At 44.6% G+C, this 20169-nt stretch carries 18 protein-coding genes and 1 pseudogene; 14 read left to right on the top strand and 5 right to left on the bottom strand.

Annotated features, from left to right (window positions below; all coding sequences use genetic code 11):
* Window positions 1-506 precede the first annotated feature (506 nt).
* From BQ5591_RS22035 to BQ5591_RS21420, 11 genes and pseudogenes are all read left to right on the top strand, one after another.
* A pseudogene (locus tag BQ5591_RS22035) lies at window positions 507-920 on the top strand (DUF4221 family protein); the annotation flags it as partial.
* 56 nt (window positions 921-976) lie between these two features.
* Window positions 977-1654 carry a DUF4221 family protein gene (locus BQ5591_RS22030; RefSeq protein ID WP_083380976.1) on the top strand — a complete coding sequence of 226 codons (678 nt, stop codon included), beginning with the start codon at window positions 977-979 and terminating at the stop codon, window positions 1652-1654.
* Between the two features lie 59 nt (window positions 1655-1713).
* A complete protein-coding gene (locus BQ5591_RS12810; protein ID WP_071149657.1) occupies window positions 1714-2742 on the top strand; it encodes a BF3164 family lipoprotein in 1029 nt (342 codons plus the stop codon).
* Window positions 2743-2876: 134 nt separating this feature from the next.
* Entirely contained in the window at window positions 2877-4034 is a 1158-nt protein-coding gene (locus tag BQ5591_RS12805) for a DUF4221 family protein (RefSeq protein WP_083380975.1), read from the top strand.
* 118 nt (window positions 4035-4152) lie between these two features.
* Window positions 4153-5163: a TolB-like 6-bladed beta-propeller domain-containing protein gene (locus BQ5591_RS12800; protein WP_113740879.1), complete on the top strand. Its 1011-nt coding sequence runs from the start codon at window positions 4153-4155 to the stop codon at window positions 5161-5163.
* A 47-nt stretch (window positions 5164-5210) separates the two neighbouring features.
* Window positions 5211-6176, top strand: a complete 966-nt coding sequence (locus BQ5591_RS12795) for a TolB-like 6-bladed beta-propeller domain-containing protein (RefSeq protein WP_159434478.1) — start codon at window positions 5211-5213, stop codon at window positions 6174-6176.
* Window positions 6177-6187: 11 nt separating this feature from the next.
* On the top strand, window positions 6188-6367 hold the full coding sequence (locus tag BQ5591_RS12790) for a hypothetical protein (RefSeq protein ID WP_071149654.1): 180 nt from the start codon (window positions 6188-6190) through the stop codon (window positions 6365-6367).
* 99 nt (window positions 6368-6466) lie between these two features.
* On the top strand, window positions 6467-7597 hold the full coding sequence (locus tag BQ5591_RS12785; RefSeq protein WP_083380974.1) for a BF3164 family lipoprotein: 1131 nt from the start codon (window positions 6467-6469) through the stop codon (window positions 7595-7597).
* A 163-nt stretch (window positions 7598-7760) separates the two neighbouring features.
* A complete protein-coding gene (locus BQ5591_RS12780; protein WP_071149653.1) occupies window positions 7761-8528 on the top strand; it encodes a hypothetical protein in 768 nt (255 codons plus the stop codon).
* A 45-nt stretch (window positions 8529-8573) separates the two neighbouring features.
* The gene (locus BQ5591_RS12775; protein WP_205410637.1) at window positions 8574-8855 is read left to right on the top strand and encodes a winged helix-turn-helix domain-containing protein; all 282 of its coding nucleotides are present in this window, start codon (window positions 8574-8576) and stop codon (window positions 8853-8855) included.
* Window positions 8856-9592: 737 nt separating this feature from the next.
* The gene (locus BQ5591_RS21420; RefSeq protein ID WP_159434477.1) at window positions 9593-9757 is read left to right on the top strand and encodes a hypothetical protein; all 165 of its coding nucleotides are present in this window, start codon (window positions 9593-9595) and stop codon (window positions 9755-9757) included.
* Window positions 9758-10541: 784 nt separating this feature from the next.
* Here BQ5591_RS21420 and BQ5591_RS12770 read toward each other — a convergent pair.
* Entirely contained in the window at window positions 10542-11453 is a 912-nt protein-coding gene (locus BQ5591_RS12770; RefSeq protein ID WP_071149651.1) for an Rpn family recombination-promoting nuclease/putative transposase, read from the bottom strand.
* A 388-nt stretch (window positions 11454-11841) separates the two neighbouring features.
* Between BQ5591_RS12770 and BQ5591_RS12760 the strand changes: the two genes are divergently transcribed.
* On the top strand, window positions 11842-12558 hold the full coding sequence (locus BQ5591_RS12760; protein ID WP_071149649.1) for an Abi family protein: 717 nt from the start codon (window positions 11842-11844) through the stop codon (window positions 12556-12558).
* 250 nt (window positions 12559-12808) lie between these two features.
* A complete protein-coding gene (locus BQ5591_RS12755; protein ID WP_113740878.1) occupies window positions 12809-14449 on the top strand; it encodes a VapE domain-containing protein in 1641 nt (546 codons plus the stop codon).
* A 222-nt stretch (window positions 14450-14671) separates the two neighbouring features.
* On the opposite strand, the gene BQ5591_RS12750 is transcribed toward BQ5591_RS12755, so the two are convergent.
* From BQ5591_RS12750 to BQ5591_RS12735, 4 genes are all read right to left on the bottom strand, one after another.
* Window positions 14672-15463, bottom strand: a complete 792-nt coding sequence (locus BQ5591_RS12750; RefSeq protein WP_022162004.1) for an N-acetylmuramoyl-L-alanine amidase-like domain-containing protein — start codon at window positions 15461-15463, stop codon at window positions 14672-14674.
* A 30-nt stretch (window positions 15464-15493) separates the two neighbouring features.
* Window positions 15494-16357, bottom strand: a complete 864-nt coding sequence (locus BQ5591_RS12745; RefSeq protein WP_071149648.1) for an alpha/beta hydrolase — start codon at window positions 16355-16357, stop codon at window positions 15494-15496.
* A 19-nt stretch (window positions 16358-16376) separates the two neighbouring features.
* Window positions 16377-18368 carry an OPT family oligopeptide transporter gene (locus BQ5591_RS12740; RefSeq protein WP_071149647.1) on the bottom strand — a complete coding sequence of 664 codons (1992 nt, stop codon included), beginning with the start codon at window positions 18366-18368 and terminating at the stop codon, window positions 16377-16379.
* Window positions 18369-18560: 192 nt separating this feature from the next.
* On the bottom strand, window positions 18561-18956 hold the full coding sequence (locus tag BQ5591_RS12735) for a DUF1573 domain-containing protein (protein WP_022162007.1): 396 nt from the start codon (window positions 18954-18956) through the stop codon (window positions 18561-18563).
* 205 nt (window positions 18957-19161) lie between these two features.
* Here BQ5591_RS12735 and BQ5591_RS12730 point away from each other — a divergent pair, with 205 nt between their 5' ends.
* Window positions 19162-20169: an ABC transporter ATP-binding protein gene (locus BQ5591_RS12730; RefSeq protein WP_071150707.1), complete on the top strand. Its 1008-nt coding sequence runs from the start codon at window positions 19162-19164 to the stop codon at window positions 20167-20169.

The raw sequence follows: 20169 nt of genomic DNA, 5'->3' as shown, positions 1-20169 counted from the left end.
TTTCTGGTGATACTTTATTAAACAGGGCATTCCAGCCCTTGTTTGTCTTGTTGACTGAAGACTTGTCAACTACTAAGTTGATCACCTGCGAAACTTAAATATGTTTTATTTAAAAAGGTATGAATATGTTTAATATATGAAAATGAATTTAGAACTTTTATTTATAGGAATCTGTATCTTTCGGCACCCTATAATGTGTGGAAGACAAATTCCATCAGTATGAATATTTGAATGGAAAGATGAATACGAAAAAAAATCTTTTAAAGGTTACTCTTCTAACAGCCGCTGCGGCAATGGCAGTTTATGGCGTTTATGCTCATTAGACAAAGGAAATGATGTCAGGGATGTTATGAAGAAGAATTTGGAAACGTTGACATAAAGTGAAAATGGTAGCTATTGTCGTACGAATGAAGACTATACGGCAATCTGTAACTATTGTAATAAAGAAGTAATCTGCCCTTGTAGATTTTGAATTTAGTATTTAATAATTAAAAAATAAGAAGAATATGAGAACACTATTTTCACTTCTGTTTTGCTGTCTGTTGGGAGCTTGTAATGGAAAAAAAGAGCAGGTAAAGGATATCTGTGAACTGAAAGCTACGGGAGAAGTGAAATCCTTTGAACTTGACAGCGATGTGCGATACAATGCATTCTACTTATATACGTTTTCTGACGAAACAGGTAAAGACTATTTGTCTTTTTTGAATTACCGAACCAATCAGCTTCTTTTTTATGACTGGAAAACAGCCCGTTTTCTTTCAAAAGTAGAGTTGGATGCGGATGGACCGAATGGGGTAGCACAGGTTTCCGGTTACTATGCCAAGGATTTTAACCATCTGTACGTTTCCAGCTATGCCTATAGCGGGTTGATAAGAGTAGATACAACAGGAAGAATTGTTCAGAAAATACCTTATGGTACACCACCGCCAAAGGATATAAGGTACTACCGTCTTATACCCCTTCCTCACATCCTTACATCGCTCCTGTTTTTCTTGAAGGGAAGCTGTATATCACTCAGCCGGATATTCCTCGTTTCCATTCTGCGGACGATACTCCTCTCACGGTGCGGATTGATACGACACAACAGGTTTGCGAAGAGTTGCCTTTGACCTATTCCTTGCTGACTTCTGAAGAGAAAAGTGCCAATAATTCGCAGTTTAGCCGCATTTTCGACGGAAAAAACTTTGTTTATTCCTTTTACGTAAGTGAAGATATTGTTGTGGCTTCTGCCGACCATTCCACTATCAAACGAATAAAAGCAGCCAGCCGCTATATTTCTTCTGCCACCGAAGAACAGAAAGATTCGGAAGCAGGTCCTCGTCTTTATCTGGAACTGGCACGTTATGGTGATCTGATTTATGACCCATATAGGAAAATCTATTACCGTTTTGCCTATCCTAAGGTTGATTTAGACAGGAATATGAATTGGTGGGGTAAGGCCGTTTATGGCAGGAAGAAGTTCTCCTTCCTGATTCTTGACAAAGATTTTCAAGTAATAGGCGAGACTCTTTTTCCCGAAGGCATTTACAATTCCTTTGTATTTCTTGTAAACAAAGACGGTCTGTACATAAGCCGTGATTATCAGGTAGGAATGGGTAACCAGTCAGATGATTATATGACTTTCGAACGGTTCGAACTGGTTTCGAAGAAATAAAAAAACGCAACCGAATGAGAGTCATAATAAAGAAATGAAATGGCAATAACAGTGAAATTATGAAAATAGTATTTTATATCATTCTTTGTATCTCTATATTCTCGTGTACTTCTACTAAGAATAATTCAGATTTTGTAGATTTGTCGGAATCGACAATTTTACAATCTCCTGAAACAATATTAAGATTTGAAGACAAATATCCGGTGAGTATAAAAATAGTTGATTCATTACTTTTCGTAATCAACATAAAAGCAGATACATGCATTGATGTTTATAATATTGAGACGAGGCAAAAAATAAAATCTTTAGGCTCTGTAGGATATGGAGCTGATGACTTGATTAACCCTACTTTTATTTTATCAGTAGATGTGGATAGGGTTTTATTGGATGAAGGAAATCTTAAAAAAATAGTGGAAATAGAAAAAGATGATAATGGTGCTTTGCTATTAAAAGAATATATTCCGTATCCGGATTCTATATTTATAAGTAGTGAAACGAATTTATCTAAAAATTATATTGTAGGTAGGAAGATTGATGCCACTAATCCCAATATGTTCTTTGTGTACAATAGGAACACCGGAAAAACCTTGAAAGCAAAATGCCCTATTACTTTAAATGAATCTGTATCAGACTATAACTATACCTTTGCATCAATAGTTGCATTAAACGAACAACAAAACCGTATTCTTGTAGGAATGTATTTTTTTGATTTGATTCATGTCTATGATTTGGAAGGAAAACACATCCAGACATTCAAATTTTCAGAAAAATGTATTCCCGATGTGAATAAAAATACGAAGATGTTGGCATTAGATAATGGCTATTCAGGCTTTACCAGATGTTTTCCTACAGAAAAGTATTGTTATTTGTTACGTATGATTGTTAGCCCAATGGCAGAGAAGACAGAAAGTATGTTGATCCAGACGGATTGGAATGGCAATATGATAAATTCTTATCGTTTTGTTGATAATGTATCGGGACAATTTTATATAGATGAAAATGCCCACAAAGTATATATTATACGAAACGAGTGGGATGCAGACATAAATGAGGAAGTATTTGATATCGTATCTTTCAATCTGAAATAACCCTAATATTGTTCGTACTTTAAAATATAAGTTTGAAAAATATAATTATCCTGTTAGGTATAGGTACTGATAAGATAATAAGTTTAATAAATTGAATCGTTTTCTATAAAGATCATTTAATATTGTAAGTTACTATGAATAGATTAAGCATGTTTGCATATGGATTTATTGTTTTTTGTTTTGCATCCTGTTCTCCAAAACATAATAAAAGTTCGGAAACCAATCATTCTGACTTAAAAGGACTACAGATCAAAAAGCATATATTGCCCGAGGCCGATATCTTGAATTTGAAGTCATATTATTTATCTGATTACTACCAAGATACTACAGAGTGGTTATATGGCTATAATTTTAAGTTACATGCACTGGATCGTTTCAATTTACGGAATGGGAAAGCTACTCAGTTATCCTTTTACACAGAAGGACACTCAGCTGTCATCAGTCCTATTACAGGCTTAATGGTTTGTTCCCCCGACTCTATTTGGGTAGTGGATGCTACTCAAAGTGCTCTATTGCTGAATGGTAATGGCGAATTGTTGAGAAAGGTAAAACTCTTATCAAACTTACCTTCAGGTCAGTCTGTGATGGTGGAACGTAATTATGCGATTTCTACAACGGATTTGTACTACGACAAGATTCGTCATTCTTTACTCTTTGGCATAAGAAACGCATCCACGCATCCTGTATCATTTGGGGTACGTGAAGTCTTTCTATCTGACTCAATCCCTCCTGTGACCTACGCCCTTCAGCCATCGGTAGAGATACCAGACATAGGAGATGGTGATTATGCCAATATGAATCGTCCGAACATTACCTTTACATCTGATAAAATCTTGTATAATTATCCTGTAGAATCTCATGTGTATGTTATGGATCGGAAGAGTGGAAAAACTGCGATCCACGAAGCGTATAGCCGCTTCTGCAAAAACAAAGCGGATAAGTGTGAGTCAAAGGAAGATTATACGAAATGGGAGAAACACGGAGTGGTAAATCCTCATTTTTATGAAGTGGGTTATTTGCCTGCACGCGATATGTACATTAGGCTGCATGTAGGCGAAGAAGAATACAATACATCAAAAAAACTGAATGACATATTGGCCGGTAGGAAGTTATATCTGACCGTATTCGATAATCAGTTTAATATTTTAGGTGAGAGCGAACTGGCTACAAAACGTTATAGTTTGTTGACCGGTTGGTGCATGACATCGGATGCGCTTTTGCTATATGTTGACAATCCTTTATCAAGTGAGAACAAAGAAGAAATTTTTGAATACGATGAGTTAAGATGGTAAGAAAGAAGAATATGAAATATTTTGTTTCAGAACTAATTGTAAACCTTGTATTTCTCATACAAGGAATCTTCACTGAATCACAAAACAATTTTATTAAAGGATAGAGTGAAAATATAATATGAGAATGATGAAACGCAACATTTTTACATTATTAATGGCGGTCGGGATGCTGTGTTCTTGCAGCAGGCAGGAGACAACCGAGGTATATACATCTTTCGATGTGACAGATACATTGGTGGCAGACGTACACCGGATTCCTCCGGTCATGCTGTATCCGAGGAGTATGTTTCTGACAGACTCCTGCCTGGTGGTGTTCAACGACAAGATGGATACTTGTTTTCAGGTGTTCGACAAAGCCGGACTCAGGTATCTGTACAGCTTCGGGGTACGGGGCGAGGGGCCGTCCGATTTCCGTATGCCGTCCAACCAGCTTGTGGGAGAGCGTTCCGGTCGGACTTATGTATTGGATGTCAATGAAGTGAAGGGTATCTCACTGGCCAATGGAAAAGCGGTCGTGACTGCCTGCAAACTTCCGGTACAACGCAGTTATTACAACGGTTTGCTGATGTTGGCAGACTCGGCTTATGTGTGTGAAACCGACTTTGAAGAGGAGAAAGAGTACCTCTTTATCCGTCCGGACGGCACTGCCGAGCAGCAGGTCGATTATCCGGAAACGCCCGACCGCTTCGGTTCTGTACTGGCTCGCAACCAGGCGTATGGGCGTATTGCCGCCGCCCATCCTTCGGGCGAGTGCTTTGCCTCGTTCTATACTTCGGACCGCCGTTTCCGCATCATAGACAAGGCTGGTCGTCTGCTTCGGGATGTCACATTGGATATAGCTCCTAAAGACGACCGCATTCCGATCGAACCGGACAAACGGAGAATCTATCCTTTGGCCGTCTGCGCAACGGAACAATACATTTATACGCTGAACCTTGACATGACACCCGAAGAGATCAGAGAACAGAAGTCTTATCCGTCCGTCCAGATATTCTCGTGGGAAGGCAAGCCCCTGAAGCGGCTGTATCTGGATCGCATGATCAGTTCGTTTGCCATTGACGAAAAGGAACAGACCATTTATGGCGTGTTTGCCGAAAATGAAGACGAAATTTATACGTTTGACATGTAACAGATTACGCAAAGAAACATTGAAAAAATAGAAACATGGGTATGGATATGAAATCTTATTTGTATGGGTTGTTGTCGCTGTTTTTATTGGCAGGATGCGCATCCCAATCCGTCGAAATGCCTTTTCCGGCTTTTGAGCAGAAGGCGGCTTTGAAGGGAGAAATGTTGGAATGTAAGGAGATCATTGCTCCGGATTTTATTGCATTGAAAGGAAAATCGATGTTCGTGGCAAGCAGCAGGAGCGACACGATGCTGTGGCGGTACGAACTGCCCGATTTGTTGCTGCAAAGCGGCTGGGGCACCAAAGGACAGGGCAAAGATGAAATAGGACTCTTCCCGATGTTTTGCCGAAGTTTTTCGGATACATTGTATGTATGGGGCTACACGCCTGTCACGATAAAAGCAATGGTCACCGACGGACAGGCAATGAAGGCAGCCCACGCACTTCTTCTGCCGCAATACGACAATTTCAACCAGATGCACATTCTGCGCGACTCTTTGCTGGTTTACAGTACCGTTTCTACCGATTATACGATCAAGAAGATAAATCTGATAACCGGAAAGCCAAGCGGGCAGATAACGATGGAACGCGATGAGCATGGCGAAACTTTTTTTGACAGCCATCGCGGAATCATGTCTGCCAACGATGACTTTATAGTCTATGCATATAGCTATAAGAAACAGATAGACCTATACCGGGTTTCGGACATGACGTTGTACAAGCGTCTGGTAGACAAAGACGTGAAGTCTGAAATCCGCATGGGCGGCATGCAGCATACCGTACAGCGCTATCTGAACGTCATGGCAGGCCGGAAGTACATTTATGCCTTGTACGACCGACAGGAGAATGGCTGCTGCCTGGAAGTATTGGATTATGAGGGCAGGGGAGTAGCCCAATACAGTTTCGATGTAGCTCCCTTCCTGTTCGATGTAGATGAGGAAAACAATATGCTCTATGGATTCAATGGAAACTATGAGAACTATTTTATCCGATATAAGTTGCTTTTTGATTAAAATAAAAAAGAATGAATACACGAATCGTGCTTTTAGGTTTTGTCCTTATCGGAATGGTGGCCTGCAAGCCATCGGCTTCTTCCCCGGATGCGGAAGGGAAGACAATCACCGTAGCGAACAGTCGTATCTTGGAAAAAGTGGATCTTTATGAGTTAGTGGATAGTGTCAGCTTACGATTCGTCAACCATTAACCATTCATCATTAACCATTGTAAAATTATCGGTTTAACTCTTGAACTTCTTAACTACCAAGCAGAATTTTACTTGTTCAAATTCTTAAAATAAAGAAATATGAGTATTATTTCCTTATGCTCTTCCCACCGGACTTTCGCCTTACCGGCGTTTCTGTCCCGACTGTCTGGCGGTTTGTCCGCCGCGTTTGTCCTTTTGTGGCTGGCCGCCTGTTCCCGTCCTCTTCGCGAGAGGGTGACTGTTTACGACGGTTTCCCGCAAACGGCAGAACTTGCAGGCACACCGCTGCATCTCGATACCGCTGTGTTCCGCTATCTCTTCCGCATCCGCGTGCAGGCAGACCGTGCCGTGGTGATGGATCTTCATGGTACGGACCATTTCTTCCACGCCTTCAGCCTTCCCGACTTCCGTCATCTGGCTTCTTTCGGTCGCCGTGGCGATGGCCCCGACGACCTGATTTCCGCCGAAAACATGCGTTGGACAGGCGACACGCTCCATGTCCTCGATTCCGGCAAGTCGCAGGTCGCACATTTCGTGTTTGCTCCTTCTGCCGACTCGCTACTTCGCGTAGGTACGGTCAGCCTCGACCGTCAACTGCTCCGTGCGCTCGATTTTGTCAGCATCAGCGACTCCACTTGCCTCGTTCCCGACTATTCGGGTGACAGCCGTTTCTGCGTGGTGAACCGCGACGGCCGCCTGTTACGCCGGTTCGGCTCCATCCCCACGGCCAACGAAGACGCTTTGCTCCACTCCCGTCCGGCGTTGGCACAAGCCTGGCGCAGTTTTATCGACTACAATCCCCGTAACGGTATGTTGGCCGCCGCCACCCAGTTGGGCGAGGTGCTTGAGTTGTGGAACCTGCACGACAGTACGCATACGGTGCTCCTGGGACCCGGTGGCGAACCGCAGTTTCAAGTACGTCAGGGGTATGGCATCCCTACGGGCATCATGGGGTTCATCGACGTACAGGTGGCAGACAGTGCCGTCTATGCCATTTTCCAGGGAACTTCGTTCAAGGAAATTGGCCAAAGCATCCAACAAGGCGAAAGCCTGCAGGATGGTGGCCGTTACCTTTATGTGTTCAGCCTAACAGGAGCACCCTTGCGCCGTTATATACTCGACCGTCATGTGTGTGGCATTGCGGTGGATGAAAAGCGGAGGATATTATGGACTACAGATGTCAACAGTGATGAACCTGTGGTAGAGTTCCGGTTGGATGCTACAGACTGATGGACATACCACATTATCATCATTTCTTTATTTATGGACATTCGTCTGTTGGTCTGTTCGGCACTATTTCTGACGGAAGTATTTTGTCATCGTTTTTTAGTCATTGTTTGTTGTTTCGTGTAGAAAGAACAATTATTTTTGCGAACAAAATCTTAAGTCGGAGATGAAAAGAAAAAAATCTGTAAGGTGGATAGAAGGAGGTATAGCCATCCTGTTTGGTGTCGTTTGTGTCTTCTTGGTTGGCAAGTATTATTACAATGTCCATATATCTTCATTTAAAGGAACAGCACGGCAGGAGTGCACAAAGGTATTGGAGCATGAGCTTTTGAAAAGAGACAATATGAAAGTATCGCTCTACTCCAACCGGTCACAGGCGGTATTGTCCAAGGAAGAGATGGTGAAGGACACGGTGAAACTGAATATTACGGGGGTGGGTAAGCGATCGTATGCGATACCGCTCCATCGTCGGTTGAACAACCTCGAAGTGTTGCCGGAATACCGGGTTATGCAATCTTATATCTTGTTACTTTCGCCTTTAAGTGCCGACACGTTGCTACATTCATGGCAAAAGTCGGTGTCCGACTCCGGCCTCCGTTTATCGGTTCGTGTAGGTGTGACCGACTTTTTCGAAAAAGAAACCTTTTCCTATGCCGGCGATACTGTGCATCTGGCAGATGCGGATAGCCTGTTTTCCTGCTATCTGGGGATGCGGAGCGAAGTGGAAGTCACGGGGTTTGCAAGTTATCTGTGGTATCGCATGTTCACCGAGGACGAGTGGTACACGTTGTTTTTCCTGTTTTTTACAGTGTCAGGTCTTGTGATGGTCGTTGCCAATTTTCGGTCGGTTCTCCGTTGGATCAGAATCGGCTTGCACAAACTTTTTCCTTCTTGGATATCCCTACCGACAATGGAAACGGCAAAAGAGGCTTAGCCTGTGCTGGTGGTGCAGGGCTTGACGTTCTGTCCGAACAACCATATGCTGATAGGAGAGAACGGAAAAACGAAACTGAATCCTCAGATGTCTTGTTTGTTTATGTTGTTTGCCAAAGCGGAGGGACATCAGCTGCCCAAAGTGGATATCATGGAGCATTTATGGCCTGATGGAAATTGTACTATCCATTCCCTCCATTCTGCTATTTCTCGATTGCGTAAGGAACTACACGCATGTAGTGATGTAGATATTCTGGATGTGAGTGTCGCCTATAAGTTGTGCAGGCCCAAGGAGGATGAAATCGTAATGCCTACGGAACAACCGTAATTACATTTTATTTATTTCGAAGTTTTTCTTCGCCGCCGATCGATCTTGGCGAGACAATAAAAATGTACGGATAGGGGGGGAATCTGCTGCTCTCTTTCGTTTATTTTTGGTAAGATTCTGATCGTCTATTCCTTTTTTATCTATATGATATATAGTGTTTTGATATTTTTTGAGGTGCTTATTGAGTAATTTTGAGCTATTTTTTTAAGCTATTATCAGCTGGTTGCCTACCTTTATCCAGACTAACAAATAAAACTACTGACATGAAAAGTAAAAAGACAAAAATTTTGTAGGTTGGATTGGCTCTTGTGGCTTCCGTTTATGGCTTTAGTGTACAGTCATAAAACAGTTAGTTCTTTTTTCCGAGAAAGTGATGCGGCGAATGTAGAAAGTTGGTAGATAATTAAACTACTTTCCAAGATTGTACTGGAGGAAGACATTTGTATACATGGGTTTATGATACTTAGGTTAGTCACTGGTAACTTTTTTCTTTAAATATACTATGATTTTTAATTATAAATACGTATTGTTAATCATCTAAATATGAAACAAATATGAAAAATGTAGCTTTACTTATTTTGTGTGTTCTGTTAAGGGAATCCGGTAAAACTGTTGAAGTCGAGTAAACGAATCACTTGTCTGGCTGTGGACGAAAAAGAAGGAGTAGGATATTGCATCATTCGCGATCCGGAAGATACATTGGTATCTTTTAAGTTGAGTGTATAAACATTTGTAATTTGGTTGATAGCAAAATGTACTTTTATGAGAGGTTTTATGCTCTGCCCGACTACCGTCATCCGGATAAGTTGGAGGAGATGAAGCGGATTGTGCTGACGAAAGAGCCCAAGGTGATGTCGACCGCCATCCGCGAGATGCGCGAGGAGGTGGAGAAACTGGAGTGAGCGGTGCTTGTTGCGCCGGCTAACTGCCCATATTACGCGGCTAAAGTAGGTGGTTACGTCTGCCAAGTGGCACTTTAGGAGGGTGAAAGATGGATACGCGGACGACGAGGAGGGGACGGACGAACACGGATGAAAAGGAGAAAAGGGGAAATTGGGTTCACGCTTTCAACAGGTAAAATAGTATTGATAATCAGATGGATATGGTGAAGGATAAAGTTTCACGTTGATTCAATTAAAAATGAATAATTAAAAATTAAAATCCGCGTTCATCCGCTCATTCCGTGTAGTCCGCGTATCCATTCTTTGCATTACAACATCTTTATTATCATTCGCTTACGGTGAAACTTTTACAGACAGGCTCTTGCACTCACAGGCTGTCACCCACCTGTTTTTTTCTAGTTAGGAAAAAATTATTTCCTAACTGGGCAGTAATTTTTTCCTAACTGGGAAAAATCATGGCAAGACTAGTATCAACTTTCATCCCTTTGTAGAAATCCGTTCCACCCGTATTTAAAAATTCAAATCCGCGTTCGTCCGCCCCCTCCTCGTCGTCCGCGTATCCATATTTCACCACAAACAGCTCACCCACAGGATATTACGACAAAATTTCACCCTGCAAACTGGTGAAAAATACCACAGAAGACACGGATGATCACGGATTAAACATGGCGGTGGGGTAGTAGTATAATAATGTGTAAGGGATAGAGACGCAAAATCTTGCGTCTCTACAGTTTGCATATAAATTAATCTGACAAATCTGTGTAATCCGTGGATTATTGACAGTTTATAAGGTTTTGATTTCCTCGACTATGAGTCCGGTGATTTGGGCTATAGTTTCGATTGGAATGCCGGCGGCTTTCATGGCAGTAGCGTTTTTTAGACGCTCTTCCCTAATGCCTTGTTCTCTTCCTTGTTCTCTTCCTTCTTCTCTTCCTTCTTCTCTCCCTTCCGCTCTTCCTTCCGCTCTGCCCTCTGCCCGTTCTGTCTGAATATTATCCCGGAGGATGACGATATTGTCCAAGTGGCGATAATAGGCTTTCAGTTCATCCTGACTCATACGATCCAGTTGCAACTGCTCTTTCACGGTCTCCAGTCCCGGTGCGGTGGCACCTTCCGGCACTTCGCCCGTGTTCAGATAGTAAATCCATTCTTCCAAAGGCGTTTTTGCCACACGGTTGAAGTCGTTCACCTTCAGTATGTAGTACTCCGGATAAAGCTGGCTCACCTGATCGACCTTGAAAGTCTGACGCTGGAATGGCGAAAGCTCCAACAGGTCGCCCTCGTGAATGCCACGGAACTCCGTCTTGCCATGGTAAACAAAATCCTTTCCGTGCCCTAACGAGAAATAGACGATGTTCACGCTATACACCTTGCGCACTTTTTCATATCCCTCGCCACGGTTGATATATTCCGTCACCAGTTTCGACGCACCGAACAGCATGCGCTGGAAGTAAGCATACTCGTTGTTGTTTTGCACTTCTATCAGGATCAGTTCGCCCCGTGAGTCCTCGGCAAGCATGTCCACACGGTTATACTTGTCATACTCATCCTCCTGGTTGCTTTCGCTTTCCAGCAACTTGCAGATTTTCACCTTATCTTCCAACAACGTGGTCAGCAGTCCTTCCAATACAGCATAATTGGCCTTATTGCGCAACAATCGCTTCATGGCCCAGTCGAAACGGATGTAATTTGCCATAGTCTTTCAAAATGAAGTTCATAACGCAAATAAACGAAGTTCTTGCTACATTTCCAAACATTGAAAAGAAATATTCGTTTGACATGACGGGGGATATTCACCACAGATGACACGGATGATTACGGATTGGATGTCGGGTAAAATGTAGTTATATGTGTGTATGCCCTAAAAAGAAATTTTATACTCTTAATATTAAAAATGGTCTGAATACTTTCCATGACCTTCTTTTTTTGGCTATTTTTGTAGGATAAAACAGATGGGATAGTTATAAACGAAAAAACCCGTTCTTGATGAACGGGTATATCCTTAACTTGGTTACGTGTTTTGATAACAGAGGCTTTACCAAGCATTACGATGCAAAGGTACGGTTTTTATTTGAACAAGCAAAATGAAATATAAAAAAGTAGTCAGATTATATTCTAATTCGAGAGTTTCCAAATATTATAAGGCGACCAACCGCAACAAAAGCAAGGCGGTCATGCTCTATTTTGCCAACATGAAGATAGCACAGGCATTTCATCCCTTGCTGTCTTCCTTTGAGGTCATATTGCGTAACCAGTTGCATTATGCTCTGGCACGCCATTTCTCCGACGGAAACTGGATTATCAACCAGAAGGCCGGATTCATGGTTGCTTCTTCCCTGACATATACGAACAAACGGACAAAGAAAAAAGTTATCAATGACTATATCTTAAAAGAAGTTCTGAAAGCAGAAAAGAAAATAGCCGACCGGGGTGTCAAGGTTACGACTGGCAGGGTAATAGCTGAACAGACCTTGGGATTCTGGAACAGTTTTTATGAAACGCACCACTATGCGCTTTTGGCTGGTGTACCATGCCGGATTTTCAAGAAGCTGCCTTCCGGGTACGGACGAAAGGAGGTTAACGATATTATAGTGCAGGTTCGTGAACTGCGCAACCGCATCAACCATAACGAGCCGATATGCTTCGTAAATAGAAAATGTGACTTCTCCTATGTGAAGAATATGTATGTGATAATCAGCGACTTTCTCACATGGATAGACCCTGAGATTATGCCCTCGCTAAGAGAGGTGGATAAAGTATGTAAGATAATAGAAAAAGAAGAAAATAAACAAAAACAATGACTATGTAAAAACTAATTTTTCGAGGTATCACCTTAGAGTTACTTTTGTACAAAATGTTGGTGATACCCCGTATGGGGCGTTTATGAATGTGTATGTGAAGGTGTGCGCATGTATACATAATGCCCCTGTGTCCTCCGTGGTGCATGAGAATGAAGTTGATTAATGTTGATTATTGTTGATTATTCCACACCCACCCACTTGACAAAGGGCTTTTGATGTTGTATCTTTGGGGACAAAAACCTAAATCGCTATGAATCTGATTACAAACCTGAAAAACTGGTTCCTTCCTTGGAACAATGCACACAAGAGTCCCACAACCGGTACGCCGGCAGCCAGCCCCGCCGCTCCGTACGAACAACTGCTGACCGACCTGCAACACGTCTGCCACCGCCTGCCCGAGGGTGAAATCTTCGTAGTGATGGGCGGCGGCGAGTTCAGTGTCCGCATGACCTGGACGCCCGACGACCGTGCCAAAGGTGAACAGAAACGCATGTTCAGCCTGAACGGCGGGAACGAAATCATTGAATGGGTGGATGCGCAACCCGAAGAAACTGCCGAAGCGCGTATTCTGACAATGGAGCAACCGCCTGTCATTGAAAAGGATACAGTGAAAGATGCGCTAAAAAATACACCCAAAGAAGATGTTGCACCTACCGAAGAATCTCCTGCCCAACCCGAAAAGCCCTCGCGTCAGCAACAGATGATGCAACGCCTGACGCGCTACCTGAAGCTGCACTACGCTTTCCGCTACAACCTGCTGACGGAACGAACGGAGTGCGCCCGCATAAATACCGATCTTACGAACGATCCGCACCACCTTAGTTATATACCTGTGGACAACCGCACGCTGAACGGCATCGCCCTTGACGCCATCGACAACGGCGTGGACTGCTGGGATCGCGATATAAAGCGCTACGTGGAGTCTGACCACGTGCAGGCTTATCACCCGTTCGACCTCTACTTCAAACAACTCCCCACATGGGATGGCACCGACCGTGTGACCGACCTGGCCAAACGGGTGTCCGACACCGAACTCTGGACACGTGCTTTCCACCGCTGGATGCTGGCCGTCACCGCCCAGTGGACAGGTCGTGGCGGAGAGGGACGCCGAGCCAACAGTGTGGCACCGCTACTGGTCAGCACCGCACAAGGTTTGGGAAAATCTACCTTCTGCCGCCTGCTGCTCCCGCCCCAACTGCGTGACTACTTTACCGAAAGCTTCGACCTGACCAACGCCACGGCGGCGGAGAACAAACTAGCCTCGTACGGACTCATCAACCTGGACGAGTTCGACCGTCTGCCTGCCAGCCGGATGCCCCAGCTGAAGAACCTGATGCAGATGGAAGCCTTACGCGTGCGCCGTGCCTATCGTCGCACGGCAGAGCCGTTGCCCCGCATCGCCTCCTTCATCGGCACCAGCAACCGCCGAGACCTGCTGACCGACCTTTCGGGCAGCCGTCGCTTTATCTGTGTGGAGGTGGAACGCCCCATCGACTGCACCACGCCGATAGATTATGAACAGCTTTATGCCCAGCTGCTGCACGAGTTGGAGAACGGCGAACGCTGCTGGTTCAGCAAGGAAGAGGAAACCGAAATCCAACAGGCTAACCGCCCGTTCTATCGCGTTACGCCCGCCGAAGAGTTGGTCAGCTCCTGCTTCCGCTTCGCCGAGCCGGGTGAACAGGGCGCCCGCCTGATGTCTGCTGCCGAAATCTATGCCACAGTGAAGAAGAAGAATCCTGCTGCTCTGAAGGACTGTTCGTGTACATCGTTCGCCCGCCTGTTGGCGCAGCTGGGGCGCAGGGTACATACGAAGTATGGGAATGGGTATTGGGTGGAGCCTCACCCCCGGCCCCTCTCCCAAGGAGAGGGGGGAGGAGAGCGGGAGTAAATCTGGCTGGGTACCTTCCATTCTCTTTCATTCATGTACGTTGGGCTATGAAAGAAAGAGATTTGTAAGATGTTGATTACAGGTTGATTTGTTTTGTGGGTGGTAAAAACGCAAAAAAATTGCGTCTCTACACGAACGGGACAGATTCAAAACAGGTTATCTGATCCAAGTCCGTGTAGAGACGCATTCGAAACATGTTCTCACTCCTGAGCAGGTGTGCGCTTACTTCTTCATGCGCAACACACGGATGCCTGTCCATTTATCATTGTTCTTCAGCATCTGCGACAGTGCGATACGCGATACGGTCACCTTTTTCGCAGTAGAAGAGGCATGGAGCAGACTCAATTTGCCATCCACATAGAATGCAATACCCATGTGGGCAATGTCCAGTCCCGGAATATTGGTGGTGATGGCTATGATATCACCGTTCTTAATCCACGGCAGACCGTTGACAGGAAGCTTGTCTTCAGGAATATAATGAATCTCTTTTTTTGACAGTTCCTTTTCTATTTTTTTGATCTTTCTCATATCCTCAGGCGAATCGGCCAATTTCCAGTACTGTTCCGGATGGGTACTCATATAGTTGACCGTCACTTTCTGCGTATAAGGACTCTTCTTTTCGGTGATATCCTCAAGAAAGCCATTTCGAACACCATTCTCTGCCCAATCGGTGATATAATGCAAACGTGATGCATATCCGTCAATACGTCCGTTCCGATAACGGATTCGCTGGACATTGTTTGCAAAATCTCCTTCGGCCACCTGTCCGTCTTCGGTCGGCGAAAGCGACATGGCCAGCGTGTATTCAACAAAAGTGGTGCAATCCATCTCGTCGCAATTGACAACCAGATCTTCTTTCACTTCCCCGTCCAGCGTATGAGCCACATAAGGGATATCCAGAAAGCCAAGGCCATTGCTCAACATCACCTCACCCGGATCTTCCTGAGCATAAGTCGAAATAAAAGGTATAGCCATACACAGTATGCTACACAAAATCTTTGTAATTATTTTCATCGCTTTATTAAAAAAAAGATTGTTACATTTCTATTCTGCAAACTTCAAGCCTTCGCGCAGCCACTTTTCCAATTCTCCGGTCCACTGACGCTTATAAGAAAAGTCGTCGCGAAATCCCCAGCCGTGTCCTCCTACAGGATAGGCATGGAGAGTGGCAGATACTTTCTGTTTGACTAAAGCCAGATAATAGTTGATGCTGTTGACAGGAGGGACACTCGTATCATCTGTCGAAAGCATAATGAAAGCTTGCGGAGTACGGGAAGTGACCCTGTTTTCAAGAGAATAATCCCGTACCAGTTCGTCAGACGGATTCTCGCCTAACAAATTGTTCCGGGAGCCCTGATGGGTATCTGCTCCCATCGTGATAACCGGATAAAACAGAATCTGGAAATCGGGATGGGTTTCATCACTGCCGTAAAGCGTAGCCAAAGATGCAGCCAGGTGTCCGCCGGCTGATGCCCCCATGATGCCTACACGCGCAGGATTGACATTCCACTCGGCTGCATGCTGACGTACAAGGCGAATAGCCTGTTCGGCATCGGAAAGAGGCACTTCACGATGACCGTTCGGCATTCTGTACTTCAAAACAATATAAGTAATACCTTGCGCATTGAGCCAAGGTGCCATATCATAGCCCTCGTGCGCCATCGCAAGGCGGGCATAGCCGCCTCCCGGACACATGATAATGGCCATACCGTTAGGGCAGGAGGGACGATAAACCGTAATAGAGGGTGTCACGACATTGGCTACCAGTCCGCCATTCAGATCTTCTTGCGTTCCGGTCAGTCCATTCGTATTAGGAGCCCCATCGGGCCATAACGGAAGCTCGATGGGATTTTGTGCATATAACATAGTTGTAATGAATGAAAAAAGTAAAACTAGAATTTTTTTCATGATATTCTGTTTCTAAAGGTTATTTCGTCTTCATGGAAGCCTTGATAAAGTAGAAAATAAGCACAGCGTAGGCAACAAGCGACAATACCTCCGACCAGGAGTTGGAAAGCCAAGCCTCGTTGACGAGATTGATGTTGCCGAAACGCATGGCTGCACTGACAACTCCCATCAAAGCACCGCCGGCAATAAATCCGGAAGCCAGCAATGTTCCCTTTTCGCCACGTCTTGCATTAACAGCTGCGTCCTTGCTGCGGCTGGTAACATACCAGTTGATGGCACCTCCCACAATCAGAGGAATATTCAGTTGCAAAGGAATAAACATACCCAATGCAAAAGCCAATGCAGGCACCTTACAGAACGTCAGCACGATAGCCAGTAAAGCACCAATACCGTAAAGAAGCCAGGGAGCACCCACACCACTCATCAGCGGTTCGATAACAGCTGCCATGGCATTGGCCTGAGGAGCAACCAGGTCACCGCTTGTAAATCCATAGGTCTTGTTCAGGATAATCATTACACCTCCTACCGTTGCTGCCGAAACAATGGTTCCCAGGAATTTCCATGTTTCCTGCTTGACCGGAGTAGTACCCAACCAATAACCGATTTTAAGGTCTGTAATAAAGCCACCAGCCATGGACAGAGCCGTACAGACAACACCTCCCATCACCAGTGCGGCTACCATACCCTCAGGACCTTTCAGTCCGACAGCTACCATAACCACGGAAGCCAGAATCAATGTCATCAAGGTCATGCCCGATACAGGATTGGTTCCTACAATGGCAATGGCGTTGGCAGCGACAGTCGTAAAGAGGAACGAGATACCGGCCACAAGTAAAATGGCCACCACCGTATGCATCAGATTGCCCTGCATCACATCGAAATAGAAAAACAGGAAAACCAGAATCAGCGTAAGGATAGAACCTACTACAATGATTTTCATGGAAAGGTCGCGCTGAGTACGTTTCACGTTACTTTCTGCATTCGACTTTCCGCCCATCTCTTTGGCTGCCAATCCTACAGCACTCTTAATGATACCCCAGGATTTGATGATACCGATGATTCCGGCCATGGCAATACCACCGATACCGATGCTCTTGGCATAATAATCGAATATCTGTTCGGGAGTCATGCTGCCGACAGTTGCCGTAATATCCGGATTCCACTGATTGAGCACTTCATTTCCCCAAATGAGTGACATACCGGGAATGATGATCCACCACACGGCCAGTGAACCGGCACAGATAATGGCTGCATACTTCAATCCTACGATATATCCCAAACCGAGCACGGCAGCACTTGTGTTCACCTTGAAAACCAGCTTTGCCTTTTCGGCCAGCATTTCGCCCCACATACAAACACGGGTAGTGAAGTTTTCGTTCCACCAACCGAAAGTAGCTACAATGAAATCGTAAAGACCACCCACAAGACCTGCCATCAGAAGAGGTTTGGCCTGATTGCCACCTTTTTCGCCCGATACAAGCACCTGAGTTGTAGCTGTGGCTTCGGGGAAAGGATATTTACCGTGCATGTCGCTGACAAAATACTTACGGAACGGTATCAGGAACAGAATGCCCAACACACCTCCGAGCAGCGAACTGATGAACACTTGCATAAATGTCACCGTAATTTCCTCGGGATAGGTCTCCTGCAATATGTATAATGCCGGCAATGTAAAAATGGCTCCGGCTACAATAACACCCGAACTGGCACCGATGGACTGTATGATCACATTCTCGCCTAAAGCGTTTTTCCGTTTTCCGGCACTGGATATTCCGACAGCAATGATGGCAATAGGAATAGCAGCCTCGAACACCTGGCCGACCTTCAGTCCCAAATAGGCTGCCGCAGCCGAAAAAAGGACAGCCATAGCAATACCCCACAATACCGACCAAAGATTCACCTCCGGATATTTCCTGTCGGGACTCATCAACGGGTTGTATACCTCGCCCGGCTTTAATTCTCGAAAAGCATTTTCCGGCAAACCGGTCTGTTTTTCTAGTTCTTGTTCCATAAGTTAGCAGTTATTTTATGTTTATAATCTTAATTTCCAAATACATACGTTGGATTGATACAAAAAAAACAGGCACGGATTACATAACGAATCACGAACAAAATTCAGTTGTTCTGTGATAGATTGTGTAATCCGTGCCTAAAAGTACATTAAAAATCTGATACCGCCACTATTTTGGTATCAAAAAGTTACTTATTTCTTTTCTTTGGCAGTCATATCCCCTTCTACGTACAACCGCATCATTTCGGTTTTGGCATTGGTTCGCAGCGTAATGGACTTTTTAAAATGTCCCGGATATTTGCCGGCTCCGTTATAAGTTATCTTTATCGTACCCGTTTTGCCAGGAAGTACCGGTTCCTGTGTGTATTCGGGTACCGTACATCCGCAAGAAGCAATAGCCTGATGTATGACCAGAGGAGCATCGCCTACATTGGTAAATGTGAAAACACAGCTGACCACCGGACTATTCTCGGAAAATGTTCCAAAATCGTAAGATGTTTTATCAAACTTAATGTCAGCCTTACCTTGCGCAAAAGCATAGCTTATGCCCACAAGGAGCATTGCCATATACAATACCAGCTTTTTCATTTTTATTTCGTTTTTTAGATTCAACCGCGGCAAAGTTAGCCTTTTTTTATGGAAATGGAAGTTTCCGTATGCGAAATAGTATTAAATAGTAGATTTACTATCACCTTTTCCCTACATATAATAAAAAAGCGCGTTTGCATATCTCGCTAAAAATTCCGAATATTGCGACCAAAATCAGAAACCCGTTATTTTGGACATGCCACACGTGAATACGGAAACCATACATATCAGTAATCTGGCTATCGGATATCCCGGAAAGAAAAATGTAAAAATCGTAGCAGAAGGTATTCAAGCCGGAATCAACAGCGGCGAACTGACTTGCCTGTTAGGATCCAACGGAGTGGGGAAGTCTACACTGCTCCGAACATTATCCGCCTTCCAACCCAAGTTGAGCGGACAGATACGCATTCTGGGGAAAGATATAGAAGAATATACAGACAAGCAGATGGCCAAAGTGATCAGTGTGGTTCTGACCGAACGGTGCGACGTCCAGAATATTACTGTCACCGAACTGGTCGGATTAGGCCGCAGTCCTTATACTGGCTTTTGGGGAATATTGTCCAAAGAAGACAAGGCCATCGTAGAACAGGCTATCGGGCAGGTAGGCATAAGACACCTGGCCCACCGAATGGTACATACCTTAAGCGACGGCGAACGGCAGAAAGTCATGATAGCCAAAGCACTGGCGCAGGAAACCCCCATTATTTATCTGGATGAGCCGACTGCCTTTCTGGATTTTCCCAGTAAAGTAGAAATGATGCAGTTGCTGCACACGCTTAGCCGCCAGACCAACAAAACCATTTTCCTGTCCACGCACGACCTGGAACTGGCACTGCAGATAGCAGACAAGATCTGGCTGATGGACAAGAACAAAGGGGTTGTCATCGGAACTCCGGAAGATCTCTCTCTGGATGGCAGTCTGAACCAATTTTTCGTTCGCAAAGGCATTGTTTTCGAACCGGCGACCGGACTGTTCAGGGTAGACTACGAATGTCCCTTGAAAATAGGACTGAAAGGGCACGGACAACGATATGCCATGGTGCAGAAAGCACTGCAACGCAATGGCATTGAAGGCGATAGCCACTTCACCGATATCTATATTGATACCGATGAAAACAACAGCAACCAATTTGGCATACACGTTCACGGAAAGGAAGTGATCTGTACCGACAACATAGAAGGTTTGCTGAAGATAATAAAGCAACTGAAATAG

It is taken from the genome of Bacteroides ndongoniae, assembly GCF_900108345.1.
GTDB classification, from domain to species: Bacteria; Bacteroidota; Bacteroidia; order Bacteroidales; family Bacteroidaceae; genus Bacteroides; species Bacteroides ndongoniae.
The sequence above is the reverse complement of the archived record's forward strand: the minus strand, read 5'-3'. Positions and strand labels throughout refer to the sequence as shown.